This window comes from Flavobacterium sp. GW821-FHT11G01 (assembly GCF_058808175.1).
In genome coordinates this window covers 306,168-329,101 of sequence record NZ_JBXARK010000004.1, presented here as the reverse complement: position 1 = coordinate 329,101, position 22,934 = coordinate 306,168, and the positions used below count along the sequence as shown (strand labels likewise).

At 32.0% G+C, this 22,934-nt stretch carries 20 protein-coding genes and 1 tRNA gene; 10 read left to right on the top strand and 11 right to left on the bottom strand.

The annotated features are described in order from the left end of the window. The first annotated feature begins 79 nt into the window (after window positions 1-79). Both AC1RRN_RS10250 and AC1RRN_RS10245 read left to right on the top strand, forming a co-directional pair. Window positions 80-2,665 carry a phosphoenolpyruvate carboxylase gene (locus AC1RRN_RS10250; protein ID WP_492967206.1) on the top strand — a complete coding sequence of 862 codons (2,586 nt, stop codon included), beginning with the start codon at window positions 80-82 and terminating at the stop codon, window positions 2,663-2,665. Window positions 2,666-2,677: 12 nt separating this feature from the next. Further along, window positions 2,678-3,184 (top strand): DinB family protein, encoded by a 507-nt coding sequence (locus tag AC1RRN_RS10245; RefSeq protein WP_492967205.1) that lies wholly within the window; start codon window positions 2,678-2,680, stop codon window positions 3,182-3,184. 113 nt (window positions 3,185-3,297) lie between these two features. On the opposite strand, the gene recQ is transcribed toward AC1RRN_RS10245, so the two are convergent. From recQ to aroB, 5 genes are all read right to left on the bottom strand, one after another. Continuing rightward, entirely contained in the window at window positions 3,298-5,406 is a 2,109-nt protein-coding gene (gene recQ, locus AC1RRN_RS10240) for a DNA helicase RecQ (protein ID WP_492967204.1), read from the bottom strand. A 153-nt stretch (window positions 5,407-5,559) separates the two neighbouring features. Further along, window positions 5,560-5,967 (bottom strand): DNA primase, encoded by a 408-nt coding sequence (locus AC1RRN_RS10235; RefSeq protein ID WP_492967203.1) that lies wholly within the window; start codon window positions 5,965-5,967, stop codon window positions 5,560-5,562. 9 nt (window positions 5,968-5,976) lie between these two features. Continuing rightward, entirely contained in the window at window positions 5,977-6,945 is a 969-nt protein-coding gene (locus AC1RRN_RS10230) for a deoxyhypusine synthase family protein (RefSeq protein WP_492967202.1), read from the bottom strand. Between the two features lie 98 nt (window positions 6,946-7,043). After that, complete coding sequence (locus AC1RRN_RS10225) at window positions 7,044-8,447, bottom strand: type III PLP-dependent enzyme domain-containing protein (protein ID WP_026985070.1); 1,404 nt, start codon at window positions 8,445-8,447, stop codon at window positions 7,044-7,046. Between the two features lie 298 nt (window positions 8,448-8,745). Then, window positions 8,746-9,813, bottom strand: a complete 1,068-nt coding sequence (gene aroB / locus AC1RRN_RS10220) for a 3-dehydroquinate synthase (RefSeq protein ID WP_492967201.1) — start codon at window positions 9,811-9,813, stop codon at window positions 8,746-8,748. A 267-nt stretch (window positions 9,814-10,080) separates the two neighbouring features. Here aroB and AC1RRN_RS10215 point away from each other — a divergent pair, with 267 nt between their 5' ends. Then, window positions 10,081-11,250, top strand: coding sequence for a proline dehydrogenase family protein (locus AC1RRN_RS10215; RefSeq protein WP_492967200.1), 1,170 nt, complete (start codon window positions 10,081-10,083; stop codon window positions 11,248-11,250). Window positions 11,251-11,466: 216 nt separating this feature from the next. On the opposite strand, the gene AC1RRN_RS10210 is transcribed toward AC1RRN_RS10215, so the two are convergent. Further along, window positions 11,467-13,257: an ABC transporter ATP-binding protein gene (locus AC1RRN_RS10210; protein WP_492967199.1), complete on the bottom strand. Its 1,791-nt coding sequence runs from the start codon at window positions 13,255-13,257 to the stop codon at window positions 11,467-11,469. A gap of 264 nt (window positions 13,258-13,521) precedes the next feature. Between AC1RRN_RS10210 and AC1RRN_RS10205 the strand changes: the two genes are divergently transcribed. From AC1RRN_RS10205 to AC1RRN_RS10195, 3 genes are all read left to right on the top strand, one after another. Continuing rightward, window positions 13,522-13,596 (top strand) — tRNA-Val (locus AC1RRN_RS10205). Between the two features lie 60 nt (window positions 13,597-13,656). Next, window positions 13,657-13,908, top strand: a complete 252-nt coding sequence (locus AC1RRN_RS10200; RefSeq protein WP_492967198.1) for a GIY-YIG nuclease family protein — start codon at window positions 13,657-13,659, stop codon at window positions 13,906-13,908. 315 nt (window positions 13,909-14,223) lie between these two features. After that, window positions 14,224-15,420: an outer membrane protein assembly factor BamB family protein gene (locus AC1RRN_RS10195; RefSeq protein ID WP_492967197.1), complete on the top strand. Its 1,197-nt coding sequence runs from the start codon at window positions 14,224-14,226 to the stop codon at window positions 15,418-15,420. 54 nt (window positions 15,421-15,474) lie between these two features. Here the strand turns inward: AC1RRN_RS10195 and AC1RRN_RS10190 are convergent, their stop codons facing one another. Next, window positions 15,475-16,266, bottom strand: coding sequence for a TlpA family protein disulfide reductase (locus AC1RRN_RS10190; protein WP_492967196.1), 792 nt, complete (start codon window positions 16,264-16,266; stop codon window positions 15,475-15,477). Window positions 16,267-16,371: 105 nt separating this feature from the next. Continuing rightward, a complete protein-coding gene (locus AC1RRN_RS10185) occupies window positions 16,372-17,199 on the bottom strand; it encodes a helix-turn-helix domain-containing protein (protein WP_492967195.1) in 828 nt (275 codons plus the stop codon). A 268-nt stretch (window positions 17,200-17,467) separates the two neighbouring features. Here AC1RRN_RS10185 and AC1RRN_RS10180 point away from each other — a divergent pair, with 268 nt between their 5' ends. The 4 genes from AC1RRN_RS10180 (at window position 17,468) to bshB1 (ending at window position 20,962) form a co-directional block, all read left to right on the top strand. Next, window positions 17,468-18,334 carry an alpha/beta fold hydrolase gene (locus AC1RRN_RS10180; RefSeq protein WP_492967194.1) on the top strand — a complete coding sequence of 289 codons (867 nt, stop codon included), beginning with the start codon at window positions 17,468-17,470 and terminating at the stop codon, window positions 18,332-18,334. A 264-nt stretch (window positions 18,335-18,598) separates the two neighbouring features. Continuing rightward, entirely contained in the window at window positions 18,599-19,582 is a 984-nt protein-coding gene (locus tag AC1RRN_RS10175) for a type I glyceraldehyde-3-phosphate dehydrogenase (RefSeq protein ID WP_492967193.1), read from the top strand. Between the two features lie 49 nt (window positions 19,583-19,631). Next, on the top strand, window positions 19,632-20,249 hold the full coding sequence (locus AC1RRN_RS10170) for a pyridoxamine 5'-phosphate oxidase family protein (protein WP_492967192.1): 618 nt from the start codon (window positions 19,632-19,634) through the stop codon (window positions 20,247-20,249). 2 nt (window positions 20,250-20,251) lie between these two features. After that, window positions 20,252-20,962 carry a bacillithiol biosynthesis deacetylase BshB1 gene (gene bshB1, locus AC1RRN_RS10165; RefSeq protein WP_492967191.1) on the top strand — a complete coding sequence of 237 codons (711 nt, stop codon included), beginning with the start codon at window positions 20,252-20,254 and terminating at the stop codon, window positions 20,960-20,962. A gap of 63 nt (window positions 20,963-21,025) precedes the next feature. Here the strand turns inward: bshB1 and AC1RRN_RS10160 are convergent, their stop codons facing one another. From AC1RRN_RS10160 to AC1RRN_RS10150, 3 genes are all read right to left on the bottom strand, one after another. Beyond that, window positions 21,026-21,763 carry an SDR family NAD(P)-dependent oxidoreductase gene (locus AC1RRN_RS10160; protein ID WP_492967190.1) on the bottom strand — a complete coding sequence of 246 codons (738 nt, stop codon included), beginning with the start codon at window positions 21,761-21,763 and terminating at the stop codon, window positions 21,026-21,028. A gap of 77 nt (window positions 21,764-21,840) precedes the next feature. Then, window positions 21,841-22,410 carry a Crp/Fnr family transcriptional regulator gene (locus AC1RRN_RS10155; RefSeq protein WP_492967189.1) on the bottom strand — a complete coding sequence of 190 codons (570 nt, stop codon included), beginning with the start codon at window positions 22,408-22,410 and terminating at the stop codon, window positions 21,841-21,843. 62 nt (window positions 22,411-22,472) lie between these two features. Then, on the bottom strand, window positions 22,473-22,934 hold the full coding sequence (locus AC1RRN_RS10150; RefSeq protein ID WP_492967188.1) for an SRPBCC family protein: 462 nt from the start codon (window positions 22,932-22,934) through the stop codon (window positions 22,473-22,475).

The following is a 22,934-nucleotide window of genomic DNA, read 5'->3' as shown; positions in this document are numbered from 1 at the left end:
ATGCTATATTAAAATATAACCTCAAGTTTATTCTTGGGGTTTTTTTATGACTAATTAACCAACCAACTACAACACGATTATGTACACGTTGCCAAAAATTGAACGTTTTAATCAAGATGTTCTCTCAAAATACCACATTTATAATAGTGTTTTTATAACGCTTCCCTTTGATTCTATTGATAATACAGGAGTTTTACTTCCTTTATTTACAGAAACATGCGAAACGGGATTTAGAAAACAAGAAACACCAAAAGAAATTTTCGATTTCTTTTCGAATAAATATTTAAACAACGCCTCTGAGAAAGAAAAAATCGATTTAATGTTTCGATTTATTCAATATATAGAACGTCAGATTGTATTGTTTGACGCCATTGAAGATGCTGCTTTTCCTGCTGTTAACAATATGGAAGGACGTGGATCTTTGCGCGATATCAAAGAAAAAACAGATGCTAAAGAGAAGAATGAAGAACTAATTGAGTTTCTTGAAAACTTTAATGTCAGAACTGTTTTAACGGCACATCCAACACAATTTTACCCTGGACCAGTTTTAGGAATTATAAATGATTTAACGGATGCTATTCGTTTAAATGATTTGTTGAAAATAAAACAATTATTAGCACAGTTAGGGAAAACACCTTTTATACAGAATGAAAAACCAAATCCATATGACGAGGCGGTAAGTTTGATTTGGTACTTAGAGAATGTATTCTACGCAACTTCAGGAGAAATTGTTCATTATTTACAGAAAAACATTCTTGACGGAAGTGCTATCAAAAATCAATTAATCAAACTTGGCTTTTGGCCAGGAGGTGACCGTGATGGAAATCCTTTTGTTACAACTGAAATTACATTGAAAGTAGCAGAACGTTTACGTACTTCTATTTTAAAGTGTTATTATGTTGAAATGAGAAATTTAAAAAGAAAGTTAACTTTCTCAGGTGTAGACACTTTGGTCTCTGAACTTGAACATAAACTTTACCGTTCTGTTTTCTATTCTAAAGGTGAAATTTACATCACATTAGAAGAATTACTAGCACAATTAAATAAAATCAGAACTATAATTATCGAAAAACACCAGTCGTTATATCTAGACGAATTGGAAGCTTTCCTGGTAAAAATTAACTTGTTCGGTTTTCATTTTGCAACTTTAGATATTCGTCAAAATAGCAAAATTCACGATGCCGTTTTTAAAGATGTTGTAAATCATTATTTAAATTCAGATTCAAAAATATTCCCGGAAAACTATTTCGAATTATCGGAAACAGAAAAATTAAATGTTTTATCAAAAGTTAAAGGAGATTTGAATCCTGCCGATTTTAATGATGAAATTACAAGATCAACTTTAGAATCAGTTCAGGCAATTAAAACTATTCAAAAGGCCAATGGTGAATTTGGTGCCAATCGTTATATCATTAGTAATAATGAAAGCGCTTTAAATGTAATGGAAACTTTCGCCATGATTCGTTTGAATAATTGGGAAAATCCTACTGTTGATATTATTCCACTTTTTGAATCAGTTGATGATTTGCAAAATGCACATGAAATTATGGAGCAGTTATACACTAATCCTGAATATTCTAAGCATTTGCAGGCTAGAGGAAACAAACAAACTATTATGCTTGGTTTCTCTGATGGAACGAAAGATGGTGGCTATTTAATGGCAAACTGGAGTATTTATCAGGCTAAAATTTCATTGACAGAAATCTCCAGAAAATATGGAATTCACGCTATTTTCTTTGATGGACGTGGTGGACCTCCGGCTCGTGGAGGTGGAAAAACACATAAATTTTATGCTTCTTTAGGGCCAAAAATTGAAAACAATGAAATTCAAATTACAGTTCAGGGACAAACGATCAGTTCGAATTTTGGAACTTTAGATTCTTGTCGTTATAACATCGAAAACTTATTAAGTGCTGGTGTTACTAATCAGGTTTTTAGTAAAGAAGATAATGAGCTAAATGCTGATGAAACTCAAATTTTGACACAATTGGCTGATTTAGGATACGATAAATACTTAAGTTTTAAGAATCATCCAAAATTCATTCCGTATTTAGAAAAGATGAGCACGTTGAAATACTATTCTAAAACAAATATTGGAAGCCGTCCATCAAAAAGAAGTAAATCAGAATCATTAGATTTTGCAGATTTAAGAGCAATTCCGTTTGTTGGTTCTTGGAGTCAGTTAAAACAAAATGTACCTGGATTTTTTGGAGTAGGAACTGCTTTAAAATATTTTGAAGAGAATGGACAATGGGATAAAGTACAAGATTTGTATCATAATTCTTTATTCTTTAAAACACTTTTGGAAAATAGTATGATGTCATTGGCAAAATCATTTTTACCATTAACAGCTTATATGAGAAAAGATCCTGAATTTGGCGAATTCTGGCAAATTATCTATGATGAATTCTCAGAAACTAAACGTCTTTTGCTTAAAATCGCCGGTCATAAAACCCTAATGGAAAATTATCCTGACGGTATAGCATCTATTCAAATAAGAGAGCGTATAGTGTTGCCATTGTTGACAATACAACAATATGCTTTATTGAAAATAAATGAATTGAATAAGGAAAATAATGGTAACGAAGAGTTAATCAAAGTTTATGAAAAAATCGTAACAAGATCTCTTTTCGGAAACACAAATGCAAGTAGAAACTCTGCCTAAAAATCGAATAAAATGAAATTACCTGAAACTGAATATTCCGGACCTTTTGCAAATTACATTCAGGAAGCCGGAGAAATTAATTTGATCGAAGAATTAGAAATTTCCCTTCATGATTTTATAAGATTTGTTCAAAACATTCCATTAGATAAATTTGATTATCGTTATGCAGAAGGCAAATGGACTATTAAAGATATTATTCAGCATTTAATTGATAGCGAGCGTGTTTTTGCATATCGTGCTCTGCGTTTTTCCAGAAATGATAAAACAGCCTTGCCTGGATTTGAAGAAAATGATTATGTTGATAATACAAATGCAAACGGAAGAAGTATTCAGGATTTATTAACGGAACTTTCTGCTGTAAGACATTCAAATTTATTATTTTACAAGAGTCTTTCTGAAGAACAACTTAAACGAATTGGAACTGCATCAACTCATCAACTTTCAGTTCGAGCTTTGGGATATGTTATTATCGGACATCAAAAACATCATCAGACTGTTTTTCAGGAAAGATATTTATAGCGCCCGAAATAATTAAAAACAAAAAATCCTGTGAATTTAGTTTCACAGGATTTTTTGTTTTTTGACAAGTTTGCCGTTGTAGAGAAAAAATCAATGTTAAAATATTTTTTGAACTATTTGTTCCTCTCAACAATCGCAAGACCTAATCTAATTTTATCATAAGATAAGTTTTCTTCAAAATGATCGTAATATGGTTTTAAAGCGGTTGGATATTCAAGTTCAATTTGGGCTTTGTGCAATTTTCTGACTTCTTCTTCAGAAACAAATTGGCCTAAGTCGATATCATTTCCGTCAATATATAATTTGGCTAAATGCGAAATAATAGTTGTCAATCCAAGCTTTCGTTGTTCAGCAATTTCTTGTACTGAAATCCCATTTTGAAATAATTCTAATGTTGTTTTGTATGTATTACCTTCTTTTTTAGCCTTGACTTTTGTGTTTTTTACTTTTTCATAGTAAACAATCGCATCTATAAACTCCTGGCCATATTTTTCAAGTTTGGCTTTACCAACTCCGTCAATAGCAAGGAATTCTTCATCGCTCATCGGGCGCAAAGTTTCCATTTGCCTCAGTACTGCATCACTAAAAATTACATAAGCAGGAACTTCTTCATCTTTTGCAATTTCGTAGCGTAATTTTCTAAGAATTTCAAAAAGAGAATTTTTAACTGTTTTAGGTTTTGCCTCTTTGATTTCGTTTTTATCAATTACTTTTTTAACAACTGTTGTCAATTTTACTTTTTCTCCTTCAAATAGAACTTTTTTTGCAAAAGAAGTCAGTAAAATTTTATTATGTTGATGAAAAGCAATTTCGCAATATCCTAAATTAATTAGCTGAATTAAATATTGATTCCAATCGTACCATGAAATGTCAGCGCCAATTCCGTACGTTTTTAAGCTTTGATAATTTTTTTCGTAGATATAAGCGTTTTTTGAGCCTCTTAAAAAATCTACAATTACAGCTAATGGTTCAGATTCCTGTAAACGGCTAATGGCTGACAATGCTTTTTGCGCGAGAATCGTACCATCGAAAAATTTTGGAGGATTTTTGCAAATATCGCAGTTACCGCAATTCTCTTTAACCAATTCACCAAAATAGGAGAGTAGAATTTTTCGGCGACAACTCAATGCATCGGCATATTGTTTCATTCGTTCTAGCTTTGCCAGCTGAACATCAGAATTCAAACCTTCAGAAGCAAATTTTTGTAATTGAATTACATCGGCATAACTTTCGAACAATACAGTTTCTGCCGGCAAACCATCACGCCCTGCACGACCAATTTCCTGATAATAGCCTTCAATATTTTTGGGCAAATTGTAATGAATTACCCAACGAACATTCGATTTATCAATTCCCATTCCGAAAGCAATTGTAGCACAAACTACCTGACAATCGTCATTTATAAATTCATCCTGCGTTTTGGCGCGAAGTTTATTATCCAAACCTGCATGATATGCTTTGGCAGTAATTCCCTGCTTTTGTAATTTATCAGCAAGTTCCTCAGTTGTTTTTCTGCTTAGACAATAAATTATCCCAGATTCGTTTGGTTTATTTTCTACGAAATCAATAATTTGTTTAACACGATCAAGCGCCGGGCGAACTTCTAAACTTAAATTCTTCCTGTCAAATGAAGCAATAAATGTTTTTGGGTTTTTTAATTTGAGTTGTTTTGTAATATCAGTACGTGTTGCTTTATCAGCTGTTGCGGTCAAAGCTAAAACTGGAGTAGAGGGGAAGCGACTTTTTAAATATCCCAAATTGGTATAAGCAGGTCTGAAATCATGTCCCCAGGATGAAATACAATGTGCTTCATCTATAGCAATTAAACTGATTGTTAGCTCATTAAAAATTACATCGAGATAAGATAAACTTTCCGGAGCAATATAAACGAGTTTAAAATTGTTCGATTTTAAATTGTCAATATAAAATTGTTGTTCTTCACTTGATTGACTACTATTAATGTAACAGGCATTAATTCCGTTAGTTTTTAAACTATCAACCTGATCTTTCATCAACGCGATTAAAGGTGAAATTACAATTGTGATTCCAGGTAAAACCAAAGCGGGCAATTGAAAACATATTGATTTCCCTCCTCCGGTAGGCATAATGGCTAATGTATCCTGACCAGAAAGTATTGTATTGATTATTGTTTCCTGATTTGGACGAAATTTTTCAAATCCAAAATTCTCTTTTAATTTGGCGTGTAGTAGTTCTGTATTCATCTGGCTGTTATTTTTTTAAACATTAAATTTAAAGAAATTTCTTATAAAATGTAAAAATATTAAATTTATTATTTAAAGAAAATATAAGTTATGCAAGGTTAATAAAAAAAGGAACCCGAGTAGAGTTCCTTTAATTTTATTTAGAAAGAGAAATTAATCTTCATCGTCTTCGTCATCATCTTCATCAGCGATATCATCCGGGTCTCTATCATCATCATCGTCATCACCACCGTCAACATCTGGCTTATCTTCTTTTTCGTCTTCTTCGTCATCATCAATATCGTCATCAAGATCAAGACCTTTTACTGGTTCGATTGTATCAACATCAACGTCGATATCATCATCTTCATCGTAATTTTCAATTCTATCAGCAAGTTTGGTACTAATTTTTACTAAATAAATAGTGTCTTCAGTACGAACTTCAACAGCTTCTACTAATTCGTTTTTAGCATTTCTAAAACGGATAACATCCGAATCATCATAACCATCAGGAAATTTTTCAACCAAAAGGTTCAAAATTTCATTGGTAAGTTTAGCGTAGTCTACTATAACTCTTTTCATAAAAATATACTATAAATCTAATAAATAAGCAAAAATTAATGGAGCAACAATTGTCGCATCCGACTCAATAATAAATTTTGGGGTTTTGATATCTAATTTACCCCAAGTGATTTTCTCATTTGGAACTGCCCCAGAGTAAGAACCATAACTGGTTGTTGAATCTGAAATTTGGCAGAAATAGCTCCAAAACGGAATATCATGCATTTCCATATCCTGGTACAACATTGGTACTACACAAATAGGGAAATCACCAGCAATACCACCACCAATTTGGAAGAATCCAATTCCGTTAGTGCTATTTTTTGGATACCAATCAGCAAGGAACGTCATATATTCAATTCCTGATTTCATGGTAGATGCTTTTAAATCCCCTTTAATTACGTATGATGCAAAGATATTCCCCATTGTACTATCTTCCCACCCCGGAACGATAATAGGCAAGTTTTTCTCAGCAGCAGCGTACATCCAGCTATCTTTTAAATCTATCTCGTAATATTCTTCTAATACACCAGATAACAACATTTTATACATGAATTCATGAGGAAAATAACGTTCTCCTTTATCATCAGCATCTTTCCAGATCTTGTAAATGTGTTTCTGTAAACGACGAAATGCTTCATGCTCAGGAATACAAGTGTCAGTAACACGATTTAATCCTCTTTCAAGCAAAGCCCATTCGTCTTCTGGTGTTAAATCACGATAATGTGGCACTCTTTCATAGTGAGAGTGTGCAACTAAATTCATGATGTCTTCTTCTAGATTGGCTCCAGTACAAGAAATAATCTGTACTTTATCTTGTCTAATTATTTCGGCAAAAATTTTACCAATTTCTGCTGTACTCATAGCGCCAGCCATACTTACCATCATTTTTGCACCGTTTGCAAGTTGTTGTTCGTATGCTTTTGCAGCATCAACTAAAGCAGCAGAGTTAAAGTGTAAATAATGTTTTTCAATAAACTGACTGATTGGTCCTTTCATTTTTTTTGTTTTTTTTTGAATTAAAAAGTTTAACCTTTTAGATGATACTGCAAATTAATAATTTTATAGATATTAACATTTAATTTGCAAGTTTTTTTTTATACTTTTTTTGTGTAGCCTAAAATCTTTAAAACATCGTCAGAAGTTTGTTGTTCTGAGAAAACTTCGGTTCCAATAATTCCGTTTTCATCACGATCTATTAAAATATGTTTTGGCTGTGGAATCAAACAGTGGTGTAAACCTCCATATCCTCCAATTGTTTCCTGATACGCTCCCGTATTAAAGAAACCAATATACAATGGCTTTTCTTTGTTGTATTTAGGCAAATAAATAGCGTTCATATTTTGTTCTGAATTGTAATAGTCGTCACTATCGCAAGTCAATCCACCTAATAAAACCCGCTCATAAGTATCATTCCAACGGTTAACCGCCAGCATAATAAAACGTTTATTTATAGCCCAAGTATCCGGCAAAGTAGTAATGAATGACGAGTCAATCATATTCCATTTCTCTCTATCATTTTGTTGTTTTTGATACAAAATCTGATAGATTGCGCCACCGCTTTCACCTACAGTAAACGATCCAAATTCTGTAAAAATATTTGGAACATCAACTTCAGCTTCATCGCATGCAATTTTAATCTGATTGATAATTTCATCAATCATATATTGATAATCATATTCAAAGGCAAGAGAGTTTTTAATCGGGAAACCACCTCCAATGTTCAATCCATCAAGAGTAGGGCATTCCTTTTTAAGCGCAATGTATACTTTAATACATTTTACCAACTCATTCCAGTAATATGCTGTATCGTTAATTCCGGTATTGATAAAAAAGTGAAGCATTTTAAGCTCTAATTTATCATTCTCCTGAATTTGTTTTTTATAAAATGAAACTATGTTTTTGTATCCGATACCTAATCTTGAGGTATAAAACTCAAATTTAGGCTCTTCCTCAGCTGCAATACGAATTCCTATTTTAAATTTACCTTTAATTTCAGCCTGAAGTAAATCTAATTCTTCATAATTATCAATAATCGGAATAGTGTTTTTATGTCCGTTATTGATTAGTCTTGCAATATTGGTAATATATTCGTCTCTTTTAAAACCATTACATATTACATACGTACTCTTGTTGATTTTACCATTCTCTAATAAATTCTCAACAATATTAATATCAAAAGCAGATGAAGTTTCAACATGAATATTATTTTTAAAAGCTTCATTCATAATATATTCAAAATGAGAGCTTTTCGTACAATAGCAATAGTAATACTTTGCTTCGTATTTATTTTTTTCCATTGATTTTCTGAACCAGGCTTTTGCCTTATTAATGTTTTCAGAAATCTGTGGTAAGTAGGTAAATTTTAGTGGGGTACCGTATTGTTCAACCAATTTCATCAAATCGATATTGTGAAACTGTAAATTGTCTTTGTTTAATTTAAATTCCTCTTGTGGAAAATAGTAAGTCTGATTAATTAGATCGGAATATTTTGTATTCATTTATTTTTCAATATTTTAAGTTGTAATTTTTAAATTTAGTAAACGGTGCTAAATCTAGAATTCAAACCCTAATATTGGCAAATACAATCTCCAGTTTTTCATGTTCTGCTTTCGAGTCTAAAAACACATCAAAACAAAACGGACTTTTACTATTATAAAAACGGTTCAACATTCTTAGTAAAGAACTATTGAGACGGTTTCTATAAGAACTAAAGTTTCTTTGTTTATTGTTTGTTTTCATCGTGGCAAATGTAAAAAATAATATATACCTAAAGCAATGCTTTTGATTAAAAAAAGTTTAAGATTTATAATCCTGAAACGCATCTAGAATCAATTTATTTTCAACGGATTGATTAATTTTAATTTTTCCGATTCCTTCAATCAGCGCAAATTGAATTAATCCGTACTCATTTTTTTTGTCATGAATAAGGAGTTCTAATATCGGATCGATATCATTTTCTTCAATTTGAACATCATCATAAATATTTTTTAGTGCAGTTTTAATTTCAGCATATTCTTCTGCAGAAATTAAGTTTTTATGCAATGAAATATAACTTTCCAAGATCATTCCTATAGCAATGGCTTCTCCATGTAATAATGTCTTTTTAGTTTCACTTTCCAAAAAGTAACTTTCGATGGCATGTCCTAAAGTATGTCCGAAATTTAAGGCTTTACGAATGTTTTTTTCTGTTGGGTCCTGAATTACGATATTATTTTTAATTTCAACTGAACGATAAATTAGTTCATCAAAATCAGCGTAATCTATAGATTTTAAATCTAAAAACTGTTTCCAGTAAGCAGAGTCATATATAAGTCCATGTTTTAGCATTTCAGCCAGTCCGGAACGCATTTCGCTTTGCGATAAAGTTTCAAGATATTGTGTATCAATCAAAACCATTTGAGGTACATTGATAACACCAATTTGATTTTTAAGATTTCCTAAGTCAACACCTGTTTTTCCTCCAACAGAAGCATCAACCATAGATAATAAAGTAGTTGGTATATTTATGAAGTTAACTCCGCGCTTGAAAGTTGAAGCTACAAATCCGCCTAAATCAGTCACAACGCCACCTCCAACATTGATAATAAGCGATTTTCTGTCTGCCCCAAGCTCTGTTAAAACATTCCAGATCTGAATACAGGTTTCAATGTTTTTATTTGCTTCTCCAGCTTCAAATTCAATGATTTCAATGTTTAAATCAGTTTCAAGTAAAGGTAAAAATTTAGGAAGGCAATGTTCATTTGTTTCATTATCAACTATAATAAACAAATTAGAATATTTATTTTCTTTTAAATGTGTATTTAAAGCTTCGTAGGCATTTTGGTTGAAATGCACGAGGTAGTTATTGGCTTGAATAGACTGCATATTTCTTTTTGGTTTATTGAAACCACAAAATACGGCATTTTTAAGGAAATAATATTCAAACTTTGAGTATAATTTGTTTCAAAAAGAGCTTAAATAAAATGGTATTAAATAAGGAAATTTTATTTTGTCGTAATTTTTTGTCATTTTAAAAATATTATTTTTGTTAAAGCTCACTTTGGCACTTTAACAGTATTGAATGCAAAATATGCCCTGTTTTACTAAATAATATTCAAAACTCTCTCTATATTTGCACAAAAAACAACCTAAATGGAAAAAATATTCGATAACACTCAAGTAGCATTCTCGCTTAAAAGTGATACTGAACTTGACAGAGCTTATTTTCTTTTTAAAATGATTGATAGCGAACCTTTGGTAAGAATTGGAACTGCCGTAACAAATTTTGCTATTAAGGCGCACCTTCCAGTTGAAGGATTGATTCGTGCAACGGTTTTTGATCATTTTTGTGGAGGAGTAAATGAAGATGATTGTATAACTGTAGTAGATAAAATGTTTACAAAAGGCGTTTCATCTGTTTTAGATTATTCAGTTGAAGGGAAAGAAGAAGAAGCTCAATTTGATGCAGCTTTAGAAATGACATTAAAAACGATTGAATTTGCCAAAGAACGTCTAGCAATTCCGTTTGCAGTTTTCAAACCAACAGGTTTAGGTCGTTTTGAATTATATGAGAAATTAGGCGAAAAGCAAACCTTAAATCCAGCAGAACAAGCAGAATGGGATAGAGTAGTAGCACGTTTTGAGAAAGTTTGTAGTGAAGCTCATAAAAAAGATGTTGCTTTATTGATTGATGGTGAAGAAAGCTGGATGCAGGATGCTGCTGATGATTTGGTTACCGATATGATGCGTAAATACAATAAAGAAAAAGCTATTGTTTTCAACACATTACAAATGTACCGTTGGGACCGTTTGGATTATTTGAAAAAGTTACACGAAATTGCTAAAGCAGAGGGATTTTTTATTGGAATGAAGTTAGTTCGTGGTGCTTACATGGAAAAAGAAAACAAAAGAGCGGAAGAGAAAAACTATGTTTCGCCAATTTGTGTCTCTAAGGAAGCAACTGATGTAAACTACGATGCCGCTGTTCATTATATGTTAGATCATTTAGAAACGATGTCCATTTTTGCGGGAACTCACAATGAATTGAGTTCTTATAAATTGATGGAAATGATGCAGGAAAGAGGAATTGCCAAAAATGATAATAGAATCTGGTTTGGACAATTATATGGAATGAGTGACAACATCAGTTATAATTTAGCTGAAAATGGCTATAATGTTGCTAAATACTTGCCTTTTGGGCCAGTAAAAGATGTTATGCCGTACTTAATTCGTCGTGCTGAAGAAAATACTTCTGTAGCCGGGCAAACAAGCCGCGAATTATCTATGATTAAAGCAGAAAGAAAGAGAAGAAAAGGGAAATAGTTTTCTGTTTCAGTTATAAACAAAAAGCTCCAATTTTAAATTGGAGCTTTTTTTGTCTTGTCTAAAAAGCTGATTTTCCTTAAATTTCCAGGGATTTGGATATGATTATGTAAACTGGACTAAAGTCCAGCTCTACAATATGATTCGTTCCTTTGGAACTTTAAAAAAACTCCATTTGATTTCACAAATGGAGTTTTTTTTATTGGAATATCTACATTAAGAATTGCTAAATTGCAGGTTACTTAGGTTTTTGTAAATACCATTTTCAAGATTTATTAATTCCTGATGTGTTCCTTCTTCAGTAATTTTTCCGTTATCTAAAACTAAAATTTTATCAGCATTTCTAATAGTCGAAAGTCGGTGTGCGATAATAATACTTGTTCTTCCTTCCATTAATACTTCTAAAGCTTCCTGAACTAATTTCTCACTTTCACTATCTAAAGATGATGTTGCCTCATCTAAAATTAAAATACTCGGGTTTTTAAGTAAAGCTCTTGCAATTGCAATACGCTGACGTTGTCCGCCAGATAATTTTACACCACGTTCTCCAACCAATGTTTCAAATTTTTCTGGGAAACCTTCTACAAAATTTAATGCATTTGCTTGTTTTGCAGCCAGCATAATTTCTTCATTAGTTGCGTCTGGTTTTCCGTAAGCGATGTTTTCCCTAATTGTTCCTCCAAATAAAATTACATCTTGTGGTACAATACTCATGTTTCCACGAAGATTTTCTAAATCATAATCGTAAATATTTTTTCCGTCCACTAAAATTTCTCCTGAAGTAATATCGTAAAAACGTAATAATAAAGATGAAATAGTAGATTTTCCGGCACCACTTGGCCCTACAATCGCTATTTTTTGGCCAAATTCAGCACTAAAATTTACATCTTTCAAAACTTCAACTTCCTTACGGGAAGGGTAACTAAAAGCAACATTTTTGAAAGAAACTGTACCTTTGATTTTTTCAATAGGTGATGTTCTTGGATTTGCATTGATTGCTTCCGGAGTTTCTTCTAATAATTCAAAAACACGCTCTGTTGCTCCAACTGCTTTTTGAATTTGGGCATACATTTCGGCAATTCCCCCAAAAGAAGCACCAATAAAGGTTGTATAAAGCACAAATGAGATTAAATCTCCAACACCTTCAACTTCTCCTTTTATTGTCAATGTGATTCCGTACCAAACAACGGCAACTACACATCCAAAAAGGCATAAAATAATAAACGAAGCAAAATAACCTCTGTATTGACCGCCTTTAATAGCGATTTTCACGATCTCTTTAATTTTATTTTTATAACGCTGAATTTCGTACCATTCATTTGCAAAAGCTTTTACATTGCTGATTCCTTGTAAGGTTTCTTCAACAATTACTTGGCTTTCTGCTACTTTATCTTGCGTTTTTTTTCCGTACTTACGAATAAATCTTCCAAAAATAACGGCTGCAACAGCAACAACCGGAACAATGGCCAACATCATTAAGGTCAGTTTTGGGCTAATATTTCCTAAAATGACAAAACCTCCAACAATTAATATAAACTGACGTAAAAATTCAGCAATTGTAGTAGTAAAAGTGTCCTGCAACTGTGAAATATCGGCACTAATACGGCTATTTAATTCTCCCACACGTTTTTGAGAATAAAATCCCATTGGTAATTTTACCAGGTTTTCATATAATGCAAAACGAATATTTGATAAGGAATTCTCAGTGAAATTTACAAATAATGAAATTCTGAAAAATGAAAAAACAGCTTGTAATGTTAGGATTACCATAAGTCCAACAGCAATTTCATTTGCCCTGCTTAGATCTTTATTAGTAACGCAATCAACTAACATTCCCATTAATTTAGGAAAGGCGAGGGCTGTGGCACTAGTTAGTAAGAGGAAAATCAAGCCTAGGAAAAATTTCCATTTGTGGCCTTTACCATATTTAAAAATTCGGATTGCTTTTTGAAGGGAATTAGAGTCTAATTTAGCTTTCGGTAAATCGTTTTCTTGAAATCTAGCCATTTGAGTATACAATTAAGGTATGCAAATGTAAGACTCTAACAAGTGAATACAAAAGAATATTCTCAATTACCTTTTCAGTTTTCTATTTTTAACTAAATAATAAGAAAAGTATAATTTTTATCTTCTTTTTAAAAAGCTGAAAAATAGCTTAGTAAAAAGAATACTTAAAAAATATTTCATTTTTTTTCTAAAAACACTTGCAAATACGAATTCTAGCTGTATATTTGCACTCGCTATCACAAACGATAGCAACCTAGTAAAATAGGGCGATTAGCTCAGCTGGTTCAGAGCACCTCGTTTACACCGAGGGGGTCGGGGGTTCGAACCCCTCATCGCCCACAAATTTCCAAAAACTCCAAAGTCATATGATTTTGGAGTTTTTTGCTTTATATACATTTTATGAGTTTTATCGTTTATATTTTATTTAGTGGAAATAAGAACAAATTCTATATTGGATTTACTTCAAATTTAGAAGAAAGACTTGTTCGACATAATCAAAAAAGCAAAGGTTTTACAGGCAATACAAATGACTGGAAAATTGTTTATAGTGAAAAATATGAAACTAAGGAATTAGCTCATAAAAGAGAATTACAGATTAAATCATGGAAAAGCAGAATTAAAATTCAGGAATTAATTAAAAATAAAGATTAACAAAACTTGTTCAGAGCATTCCGATTTTTCATCGGAAGTGGTCGGGGGTTCGAACCCCTCATCGCCCACAAATTTCTAGAAACTCCAAAGTCATTTGATTTTGGAGTTTTTTATTTTCTATAAGTTCCCGGATCTTTTCTGCTTAGTCCTGTTTTGAACTCTAATTCACAATTTAAAGAAGTTAGAACGCATAAAATGCTATAATGTTTTTTCACTATATTTGACCTAAGTATCTGCTTGTTTATTGAGTTTAATGTTTCGAATTTAGTAAACTAAATGATATTTATTCATCTTTTATTAAACCCAAATTTAAAAATGAAAAAAAAATTAACCTCTCTTTTATTCGTATTTACTGTTATAAATATGTTTGGGCAAATGCCAGACTCGTCAAAATCGGATAAAGCGAATTCTAACAATAAAGTTTTACCACCTAATGAGATAATCTCTAATAAAGCCATAAATCCGCTTAAAAAAGTTCCATTAGATGAAGCATTAGTGTTAATTTATGATTACGATGGTTCTCTTTTTTCATTTGATTTAGAATCGGAGCAAATTGCATGGACTGTAAAGGCTACTGATGCTTATACTGAAATGTGCGGAAATGCAGTAACGTTACAGGATGGAGTTATATACGTTCCGTTTATTAATGGTGAAATTTTTGCAGTCGATAACCAAACTGGTGCTATTTTTTGGAAATCAAGAATAGGTAATATTACAGATCAAATTGTACTAAAAGATCAAATTCCAGTTATAAATGGTGGAAAACTGTATATAACTTCTCAAAATGGCAACATCTACGCTCTTAATATCAAAGACGGTAGTTTACTATGGAATTACAAGCTAGATTCTCCAAATAATGATATTCCGGTTCTCTTTTTCGATAACAAAGTTTTTACCCAAAGTGGATCTAATTTCTATAGCCTTGATGCTAATACCGGAAAACTTATTTACCAAAAAAGCTTTGAGGAAACGCTGCACGGAAAACCTGTAACAGATGGTGAAAATGTTTTTATAGCCAATGAAAAAAATATTGTTTTTGCCTTAAGCCCTAATAAACCTGATATTTTATGGGAATTTAAATTTGATGAAAATCAACATAGTATTAAGGAACGAATATTTAGCAAAGACAAAAAAGTATATTTTGCAACACAAGGCCCTGAAATTTCTTCTATATATGCTGTGGATTCAAAAGCAGGAACTCAGATTTGGAGAAGAGATTTTCAAAATGATAATATCGACTATATCATTGAAGAAAGTGATAATATTTGGGGATATACTCATAAAGCAAAACTTTTTCAAATAGACATAACAAACGGTGAAATAGCATTCGAGGTAAAATTAACAACCAAACCTATTTCAAATCTTGAATTTCCGAATGATGATTCTTTGTTTTATTATTCTGACGCTGCTTTAATTCAATTTGAATTTAAAACAAAAGATGAAAATGAAGTTTATCTGCGAACCTCTATTAAGGATAACGTCTATAACGCTTATCTAAAAATAATTCGATAAAAAAAAGAAGCTGTCTTATTGGACAGCTTCTTTTTTATAAACTCCTTATACTATTTATTTAGCCAGCAATTTTCTTATTTCAGCTGCTATATTCTCTAAATTACCCGGAGCATTTCCTGTTGCTACAAATTTTATAACTCCATTTTTGTCTATTAAAAAGTTTTTAGGAATAGAAGCTGTTGCGTATTCATTCCATATTTTGCTATCAGAGTCAACGCCATAATTAAAATCAATTCCGTCTTTTCTTAATTTGGTAACTTTATTTAAAACTTTTTCTTTCGTTTCTCCACTAGAAATTGCTAAAAACACAAAATCATCTTTTTTAAACGGTTCGATTATTTTTGCTGGAATATCATAAAACTCCATTAAACAAGGCGCGCACCAGGTTGCCCAGAAATTCACCAAAACAACTTTCCCTTTTAAATCAGAAAGTTTTATTTCTTTTCCATCAATTAGTTTTAAAGTAAAATCTTTTGCCTTGTCGTTTACATTTAAAATATATTCTTTTTTATCAGCCTTAACTACACTTTTACTTTCTGCTGGTTGAGAATTGATGTTTTTATCTTTTTCAATTTTTTCCTGTTCCGTGTAAATCCCAACTAAAATTATAAATTCCTTATCTCCAATTTTATCTCCAAACTTATTAGCTAATTCATTTCTTTCCTTTTCTGAAACTCCTTTGGTCATTGATTTAACATAGCCATCGGCGCCATATTTTTCAACTGTTTCCATTGAGACAATCTCATTATTAACGATAATTACATATTCAGGCTTTTTGACAACTTTATCTTGTCCATAAAAGGAGTGAGTAATTATTATAAGGGCAAAAAGAAATAGTTTTTTCATGTTTAACTAGTTTTGAAACAGTTGTTTTTAATTCTGATAAATTTACTTTTGTGAATATAAGAAATATCTTTATTGAGGATAATTAATTCAACAGTATTAACTAAATCAATTTACTTTTTCCCTGAATTGAGCCGGAGAAATCCCTTCTTTATTTTTAAAAAATCTGCTGAAGCTTTGTAAATCTTCATAACCAAGATCGTAAGCAATTTCTTTTATGGACAATTGTGTATAAGCAATTTGCTTTCTTGCATGAATCATAATACGATCATGAATAATACTTAAAGGTGGCCTTTCAGAAAAAACAGCAAAAAGATTTGATAAGGTTTTTGGAGATTTATTGAGTTTTGAAGCATAAAAGGCAACATCATGATGTTTGGCAAAATGTCCTTCAACAAGGTAATTAAATTCTCTTATAATGTCGGCCTGACTATTTTCAAGTTTAACATAATTTGTTGTCAACATCAGGCTTCTTGCGCATAAAATCAGCACACGTTTTAGCATCGATTGTAACATGTCAATCTGTAAATTGTCTTTGGCATCCATTTCAGATAATAAAATATCCCAGGTCGTTTTGAAGCTTTGAAGATGGGCTTCTGAAATCGAAACTATCGGAATTCCCATTGCTCCATAAAATAAAAGTCCTTTGCTTCCAACTTCATTATCATTATTAATGATGCAATAAAAGTTTTGATTGAATCTTAACATTTTGGCACTTTCAACTTCTAAATTATCAATTTGATGGAATTCCGTCAAAAAAATAATTTCATTTTGAGATAATTGATATTTGACTTTATCAACAGAAATATTCATCTCAGAACCTGTATTCCAAAGCAATGTCAATTCAGTGTCTTTCGCTCCAAATACCAGATCTTTATTTTCAGCATTAATCTCTGTCAATAATAAAAATTGGTGCGAAGTTCCTTTATAAATCATGTGAAATCTGTAGTGGTTATAAGATGTAAATATAATTATTATAAGCTGTTGGCTATAAATAATTTTAATACATAATATCTATGGCATTATAGATTGAACAAGACTTTTAAAATTTACCAACAGCTTTATTATATTCAATTGTTATATTATTTATTTAGGAAAATTGCCAAACTTTCGGGAAAATGTGCCTATAACTGCCTTTGTAAATTGATTCAATTTTGCAATGTCAAAGAGACAAACAAAAGAGTAACAATTTATAAATCACAAAATGAAAACAATTTACAAAACAAGAAAAATCAACGGAGTTGAAATTTTTTACAGAGAGGCAGGAGATAGAAGCAAACCAACTTTAGTTCTTTTGCATGGTTATCCGAGCTCTTCTCATATGTACAGAAATCTTATTCAGGATCTGTCTGATCGTTATCATCTAATTGCTCCTGATTATCCTGGATACGGAAGAAGCGAGCAACCTCCAATGTCTGAATTTGAATATACTTTTGACAATTATGCAAAAATTGTTCATACACTTCTTGAAGAATTAGAAATCAATAAATTTAGTCTTTACTTAATGGATTATGGTGCTCCGGTTGGTTTTAGAATTGCAAGCCAAAATCCAACGAAAATTGACAGTCTTATTGTTCAAAACGGATGCGCATATGAAGAAGGACTTGAAGAATTCTGGACTCCGATTAGAGCTTACTGGAATAATATAAACGATAAAGAAGCAGAAAAAACACTTGCTACTTTTCATCAGCCAGAATTGCTTAAGTGGCAATACACACACGGAATTCCTGATCCAAGTGGAGTTTCACCTGATAACTGGGAAATTGATTTAAGACATTTAGAACGTCCTGAAAATAATGAAATTCAGTTAGCGATGTTTTACGATTATCAAAATAATGTAACCTTATATCCTAAATGGCAGGAATACTTTAGAACTTACAATCCGGAAATGTTGATCGTTTATGGCAAAAATGATTATATTTTTCCAGAATCAGGAGCAGAGGCTTTCAAAAAAGACATTAAAAATCTGGAATATCATCTTTTTGATGCAGGACATTTTGCATTGGAAAGTAACGGAAATGAAATTGCAGCAATTATTGGAGATTTCCTTTCGCGTAAAGTGAGCAAATAATTGTTCATTTAAAATTCTTAATTGTAAATCCTGCAAGCTGATTTTTTCAATTTGCAGGATTTAATTATTTTATAACAAAAACTAACTACTTTCCTGATTATTAAAGTTGTACATTTATAAAGCTTCCCAATTAGCATTAAAATGAGTTGATGTCTTTTTTCACATTAAGGAAAAATTGCCAATTCTTCGGGAAAATCTGTCAACCCCTAACGACAGAAATAATTTGAACTTTGTAATGTCTTATTATAATTAAAATCAAACAACATGAAAAAAATAGCAATTAATGGTTTTGGTAGAATTGGAAGATCATCACTAAAAATAATTTTGGATACTCCAGATTTAGAAGTGGTAGGAATTAATGATTTAATGACAATTGAAAATGCCGTTTACTTATTAAAATACGATAGTATTTACGGCAAGTACAACAAGAAAGTAAGTTTTGAAGGCGATTTTATATTGATTGATGATCGCAAAATAAAATATACCGCAATAAAAGATCCTGCAGAATTGCCTTGGAAAGAGTTGCAAGTTGATGTAGTAATAGAAAGTACAGGTTTTTTTACCAATAAAGCAGATGCAGAAAAACATTTGACCGCAGGGTCTAAATTTGTTGTTATATCCGGACCAACGAAAGATACACCAACAGTAGTTCATGGCGTAAACACCGAAGATGGCAAAGTTGCTGTTTTTTCATGCGCAAGCTGTACCACCAATAATATAAGTCCGATTATTGAAATTTTAGGACGACGAATCGGTATTAAAAAAGCCATCTTAAATACAACTCATGCTTACACAGCATCTCAGACATTGGTTGATGCGCCGTCTAAAAGAGAGCCAAGAATGGGCCGAACAGCAGGAATTAATTTAGCGCCAGCTGCAACGGGTGCCGCAATTGCAACAACAAAAGCTTTGCCTCAGTATTTAGGAAAATTTGATGGTGTTGCTGTAAGAGTTCCAGTTGCTGTTGGTTCAATATCTGACATTACTTTTGTGACCGAAAAACCAACAACTGTTGAAGAAATTAATTCGGTTTTGATAGAAGAAGCAAAAACAGAGCGTTATCATAAAGTAGTTGCCGTTACAGATGAACCTCTTGTTTCTACAGATATTATAAAAAGCCCTTTTGCTGCCACCGTCGATTTAGAAATGACCCGTGTTGTTGATGGCGATTTGGTAAAAGTAATGGCCTGGTATGATAATGAATGGGGTTTCACCAACCAAATGATCAGACAAATTCAGGAATTATAAGATTCAAAAAATCTTTAGAAGTAAGGTATAAAAATCCAAAATATCAATTATGAATTACGCGCAATTAGCATTTACGGATACCATAAAAAAAATGCAGGAAGAGGTGGGGAGCAGAAGTGCTTATGACCGAATGGAAAAAATGTCGGTTGTGGATGGATTGACAGAAAATGAAATTAGGTTCATTGGTGATAGGGATAGTTTTTATATGGCCAGTTTTGGAGAAAATGAATATCCTTACATTCAGCATCGTGGCGGACCGGCAGGATTTATAAAAGTATTAGATGATAAAACGATTGGCATTGTTGATTTTTCAGGCAACAGACAATACATATCCACGGGTAATATTACGAAAAATGAAAAGGTAGCTCTTATTATGGTTTCGTATCCGCAAAGAGCCAGATTAAAAATCTATGCAAAGGCAAAAATTGTAGAACTGAAAGACCACGAAGCCTTATACGATTCTTTAAAACCTGAAGATTATAAATTCCGTCCCGAACGAATGATGATTTTTGAAATTCAGGCTTACGACTGGAATTGCCCACAGCATATTACACCACGTTATACAACAGAGGAAATTGAAGAAGCTTTAGTACCTCAAAAAAAATACATCAATGATCTGGAAAATAAAGTAAAAGAACTCGAATTGAAATTATCAAATAATAAGTAAATATGAATATTGATATTTTGGCTTTTGGTGCACATCCTGATGATGTAGAGTGTGCAGTTTCAGGCATTATTTTAAGTGTAACAGCAAATGAAGGAAAAGTTGCAATTGTTGATTTGAGCAGGGGAGAACTTGGCACTTTTGGCGATGAACATTCACGAAAAAAAGAAGCAATGGCAGCTTCAAAAATACTCAAACTGTTTGATCGGATTCAATTAGATTTAAAAGATGGAAATATAGAAAACACCCACGAAAACCGTTTAAAAATAATTCATCTTATTAGAAAATACCGTCCAAAAATTGTTTTGGCAAATGCTGTCCGGGATCGTCATCCGGATCATCACAAAGCAGCAGCGTTAGTTTCAGAAGCTTCTTTTTTAGCTGGATTAAAGAAAATTGAAACTTTTGATGATGAAGGAAAATCTCAGGAAAAATGGCATCCGGAAGTTGTATATCACTATATTCAGGATCAATTTATTGAACCAAATGTTGTAGTTGATATTAGCGATTTTTTTGATCGAAAAACAGAAGTAATTAAGGCTTATAATTCTCAGTTTGTTACTGCCAATGATAATAAGGCAAATGGTATAATGAATTTACTAAAACAAATTGAAAGCACAAATCAAATTTTTGGCAGGGCAATTAACGTAAAATACGCTGAAGGACTTACGAGCGAACGTTATGTTGGGACACGTAATTTGCTTGATTTATTATAGTACAAAAACTCCATTCGCCGCGGCTAATGGAGTTTTTTTTTACAAATAAATTTTAATTATTTTTTACCAGGGGCTAACTCCGCTTTCATCTTCTATATCATTGCTGAAAAACATTCCTGTTGGTCCATTTTCATCTGTTACTGTATGTTTAATAATAAAAGTTGCAGCACTTTCGACTGTTCCGGGACCGTTGTGGTGATTAAAATCTGTTGCTGTATAACCAGGATCGATGGCATTTACTTTGAATGGCAAATTTCTCAATTCATGAGCCAATACAATGGTATAGGCATTTAAAGCTGCTTTTGAAGTTCCGTAACTAGCTGATTTAAAATCATAATATTTCCAGCTCGGGTCACTATGCAGCGTCAAAGAACCAAGACCAGAAGTAATATTGCTGATCCTTGGGCTTTCTGATTTTTTAAGCAATTCTAAAAATGCCTGAGTAACACTAATTACTCCAAAAAAGTTGGTATCAAACACCTGCTGAATAGCTGAAATTGATGTATTTGAAGCATTTTGAGGAAATTCTCCGCTGATTCCTGCATTGTTTATCAGAATGTCTAATTTTCTTTGTTCATTTTCAATTGTTTTACGTGCAGCTTCTATAGAAACAGGTTTTGTAACATCTATTTCAATTGCTTTGATATTATCAAATCCTTCTTTTTTTAATTCCTGCACAACTGTATTTCCTTTTTCAAGATTACGTGTTCCTAAATAAACGAATAATCCTTTTTTTGAAAGCTGTTTTGTTATTTCTAATCCAATGCTTCTATTAGCTCCGGTAATTAATACTATTTTCATTTTTTATTGTTTTAAATTGTTGAAGCAAAGTTGCTTCAATTAAAAATGAAATCATTTGCCATTTGGCAAAAAGCAATTTAGCGAATATTTTTTCTAATGCGGCTCAACGAAGATTGTGTAATTCCCAAATAAGAAGCGATATAAGAAAGTGGAATACGATTGACAACATTAGGATAAATCTTCAGAAACATCAAATAACGTGTCGTTGCATCTTCTGAAACCAACGGACTTCTTCTTTCTATTTTTTGTATCAATGCCCTTGAAGTGATTTTGTTTACAATGGCTTCCCACGGAATGATCGTATCTAATAGTTCTTTCCAGTCTTTCTTGGAAAAAACCAACATTTTGCAGTCTGTTATGGCTTGTACATAAGCATTTGAACAAATGTCATTGTTAAAACTTTCCAAATCAACTACCAGATTGTTTTCATCAATAAAATATTTGGTAATTTCTTCGCCTTTATTGTTGTAGTAACAAACTCTTATAATGCCTTCTAAAGTAAAACCAACTTCCTGGGCAATTTTTCCTGCTTCAGAAAAATATTCGTCTTTCAGAAGGATTTTTTCTGTTGCCTTTTTTGAAATTAAATCTAGTTGCTGTTGATTTAAGTTCCCAAATTGCAGTATATATTCTATAAATTCTTTCATACTGCAAGTTAATCAAAGTTATTTTTTGATTATTTGCCATTTGACAAATAATGACTTTTAATTTATAATGTTATTTTAGTTAACTCATTTTCAAGCCGATCAAAATTCTCTTCATTTTTATCTACCACATAGGGTCTAAGTTTCGCGCATTCTTCGGCAGTATTAAAAACCATTCTGAAAACGAGTTTTGTTTTATCATCTGCTATTTTTTCAAAAGTAGCAACTATGTTGAATAAGGGTTTAGAAATCCGAATCCAGGCAATTTCAGTTGGTTTTTCAATTTTCACAAATTCACATTCATTTTGAAAATTTCCTTTATCCGGAGCGTGCATTATAAATTTCCATCTACCGCCCGGCCTAAGATCAAACTCTTCAAAGGTGTTGGTAAATCCTTTTGGTCCCCACCATTTTTTAAGATGATTTGGATCTGTCCATGCCTTAAAAACAAGTTCCTGAGAAAAGTTTATAATTCTCGAACTAACAATTTCGCAGTCAGGAGTTGTTGGGAAAGTTACTGTTGCCAT

What these genes read in the sequence shown, in the direction of transcription:
- AC1RRN_RS10150 (WP_492967188.1), bottom strand. Translation starts at nt 22,934, where the DNA reads ATGGCAACAGTAACTTTCCCAACAACTCCTGACTGCGAAATTGTTAGT.
- AC1RRN_RS10200 (WP_492967198.1), top strand. Translation starts at nt 13,657, where the DNA reads ATGAGTTTTATCGTTTATATTTTATTTAGTGGAAATAAGAACAAATTC.
- AC1RRN_RS10230 (WP_492967202.1), bottom strand. Translation starts at nt 6,945, where the DNA reads ATGAAAGGACCAATCAGTCAGTTTATTGAAAAACATTATTTACACTTT.
- AC1RRN_RS10195 (WP_492967197.1), top strand. Translation starts at nt 14,224, where the DNA reads ATGAAAAAAAAATTAACCTCTCTTTTATTCGTATTTACTGTTATAAAT.
- AC1RRN_RS10215 (WP_492967200.1), top strand. Translation starts at nt 10,081, where the DNA reads ATGGAAAAAATATTCGATAACACTCAAGTAGCATTCTCGCTTAAAAGT.
- bshB1 (WP_492967191.1), top strand. Translation starts at nt 20,252, where the DNA reads ATGAATATTGATATTTTGGCTTTTGGTGCACATCCTGATGATGTAGAG.
- AC1RRN_RS10185 (WP_492967195.1), bottom strand. Translation starts at nt 17,199, where the DNA reads ATGATTTATAAAGGAACTTCGCACCAATTTTTATTATTGACAGAGATT.
- AC1RRN_RS10180 (WP_492967194.1), top strand. Translation starts at nt 17,468, where the DNA reads ATGAAAACAATTTACAAAACAAGAAAAATCAACGGAGTTGAAATTTTT.
- AC1RRN_RS10225 (WP_026985070.1), bottom strand. Translation starts at nt 8,447, where the DNA reads ATGAATACAAAATATTCCGATCTAATTAATCAGACTTACTATTTTCCA.
- AC1RRN_RS10170 (WP_492967192.1), top strand. Translation starts at nt 19,632, where the DNA reads ATGAATTACGCGCAATTAGCATTTACGGATACCATAAAAAAAATGCAG.
- aroB (WP_492967201.1), bottom strand. Translation starts at nt 9,813, where the DNA reads ATGCAGTCTATTCAAGCCAATAACTACCTCGTGCATTTCAACCAAAAT.
- AC1RRN_RS10175 (WP_492967193.1), top strand. Translation starts at nt 18,599, where the DNA reads ATGAAAAAAATAGCAATTAATGGTTTTGGTAGAATTGGAAGATCATCA.
- AC1RRN_RS10190 (WP_492967196.1), bottom strand. Translation starts at nt 16,266, where the DNA reads ATGAAAAAACTATTTCTTTTTGCCCTTATAATAATTACTCACTCCTTT.
- AC1RRN_RS10160 (WP_492967190.1), bottom strand. Translation starts at nt 21,763, where the DNA reads ATGAAAATAGTATTAATTACCGGAGCTAATAGAAGCATTGGATTAGAA.
- AC1RRN_RS10235 (WP_492967203.1), bottom strand. Translation starts at nt 5,967, where the DNA reads ATGAAAAGAGTTATAGTAGACTACGCTAAACTTACCAATGAAATTTTG.
- recQ (WP_492967204.1), bottom strand. Translation starts at nt 5,406, where the DNA reads ATGAATACAGAACTACTACACGCCAAATTAAAAGAGAATTTTGGATTT.
- AC1RRN_RS10250 (WP_492967206.1), top strand. Translation starts at nt 80, where the DNA reads ATGTACACGTTGCCAAAAATTGAACGTTTTAATCAAGATGTTCTCTCA.
- AC1RRN_RS10245 (WP_492967205.1), top strand. Translation starts at nt 2,678, where the DNA reads ATGAAATTACCTGAAACTGAATATTCCGGACCTTTTGCAAATTACATT.
- AC1RRN_RS10210 (WP_492967199.1), bottom strand. Translation starts at nt 13,257, where the DNA reads ATGGCTAGATTTCAAGAAAACGATTTACCGAAAGCTAAATTAGACTCT.
- AC1RRN_RS10155 (WP_492967189.1), bottom strand. Translation starts at nt 22,410, where the DNA reads ATGAAAGAATTTATAGAATATATACTGCAATTTGGGAACTTAAATCAA.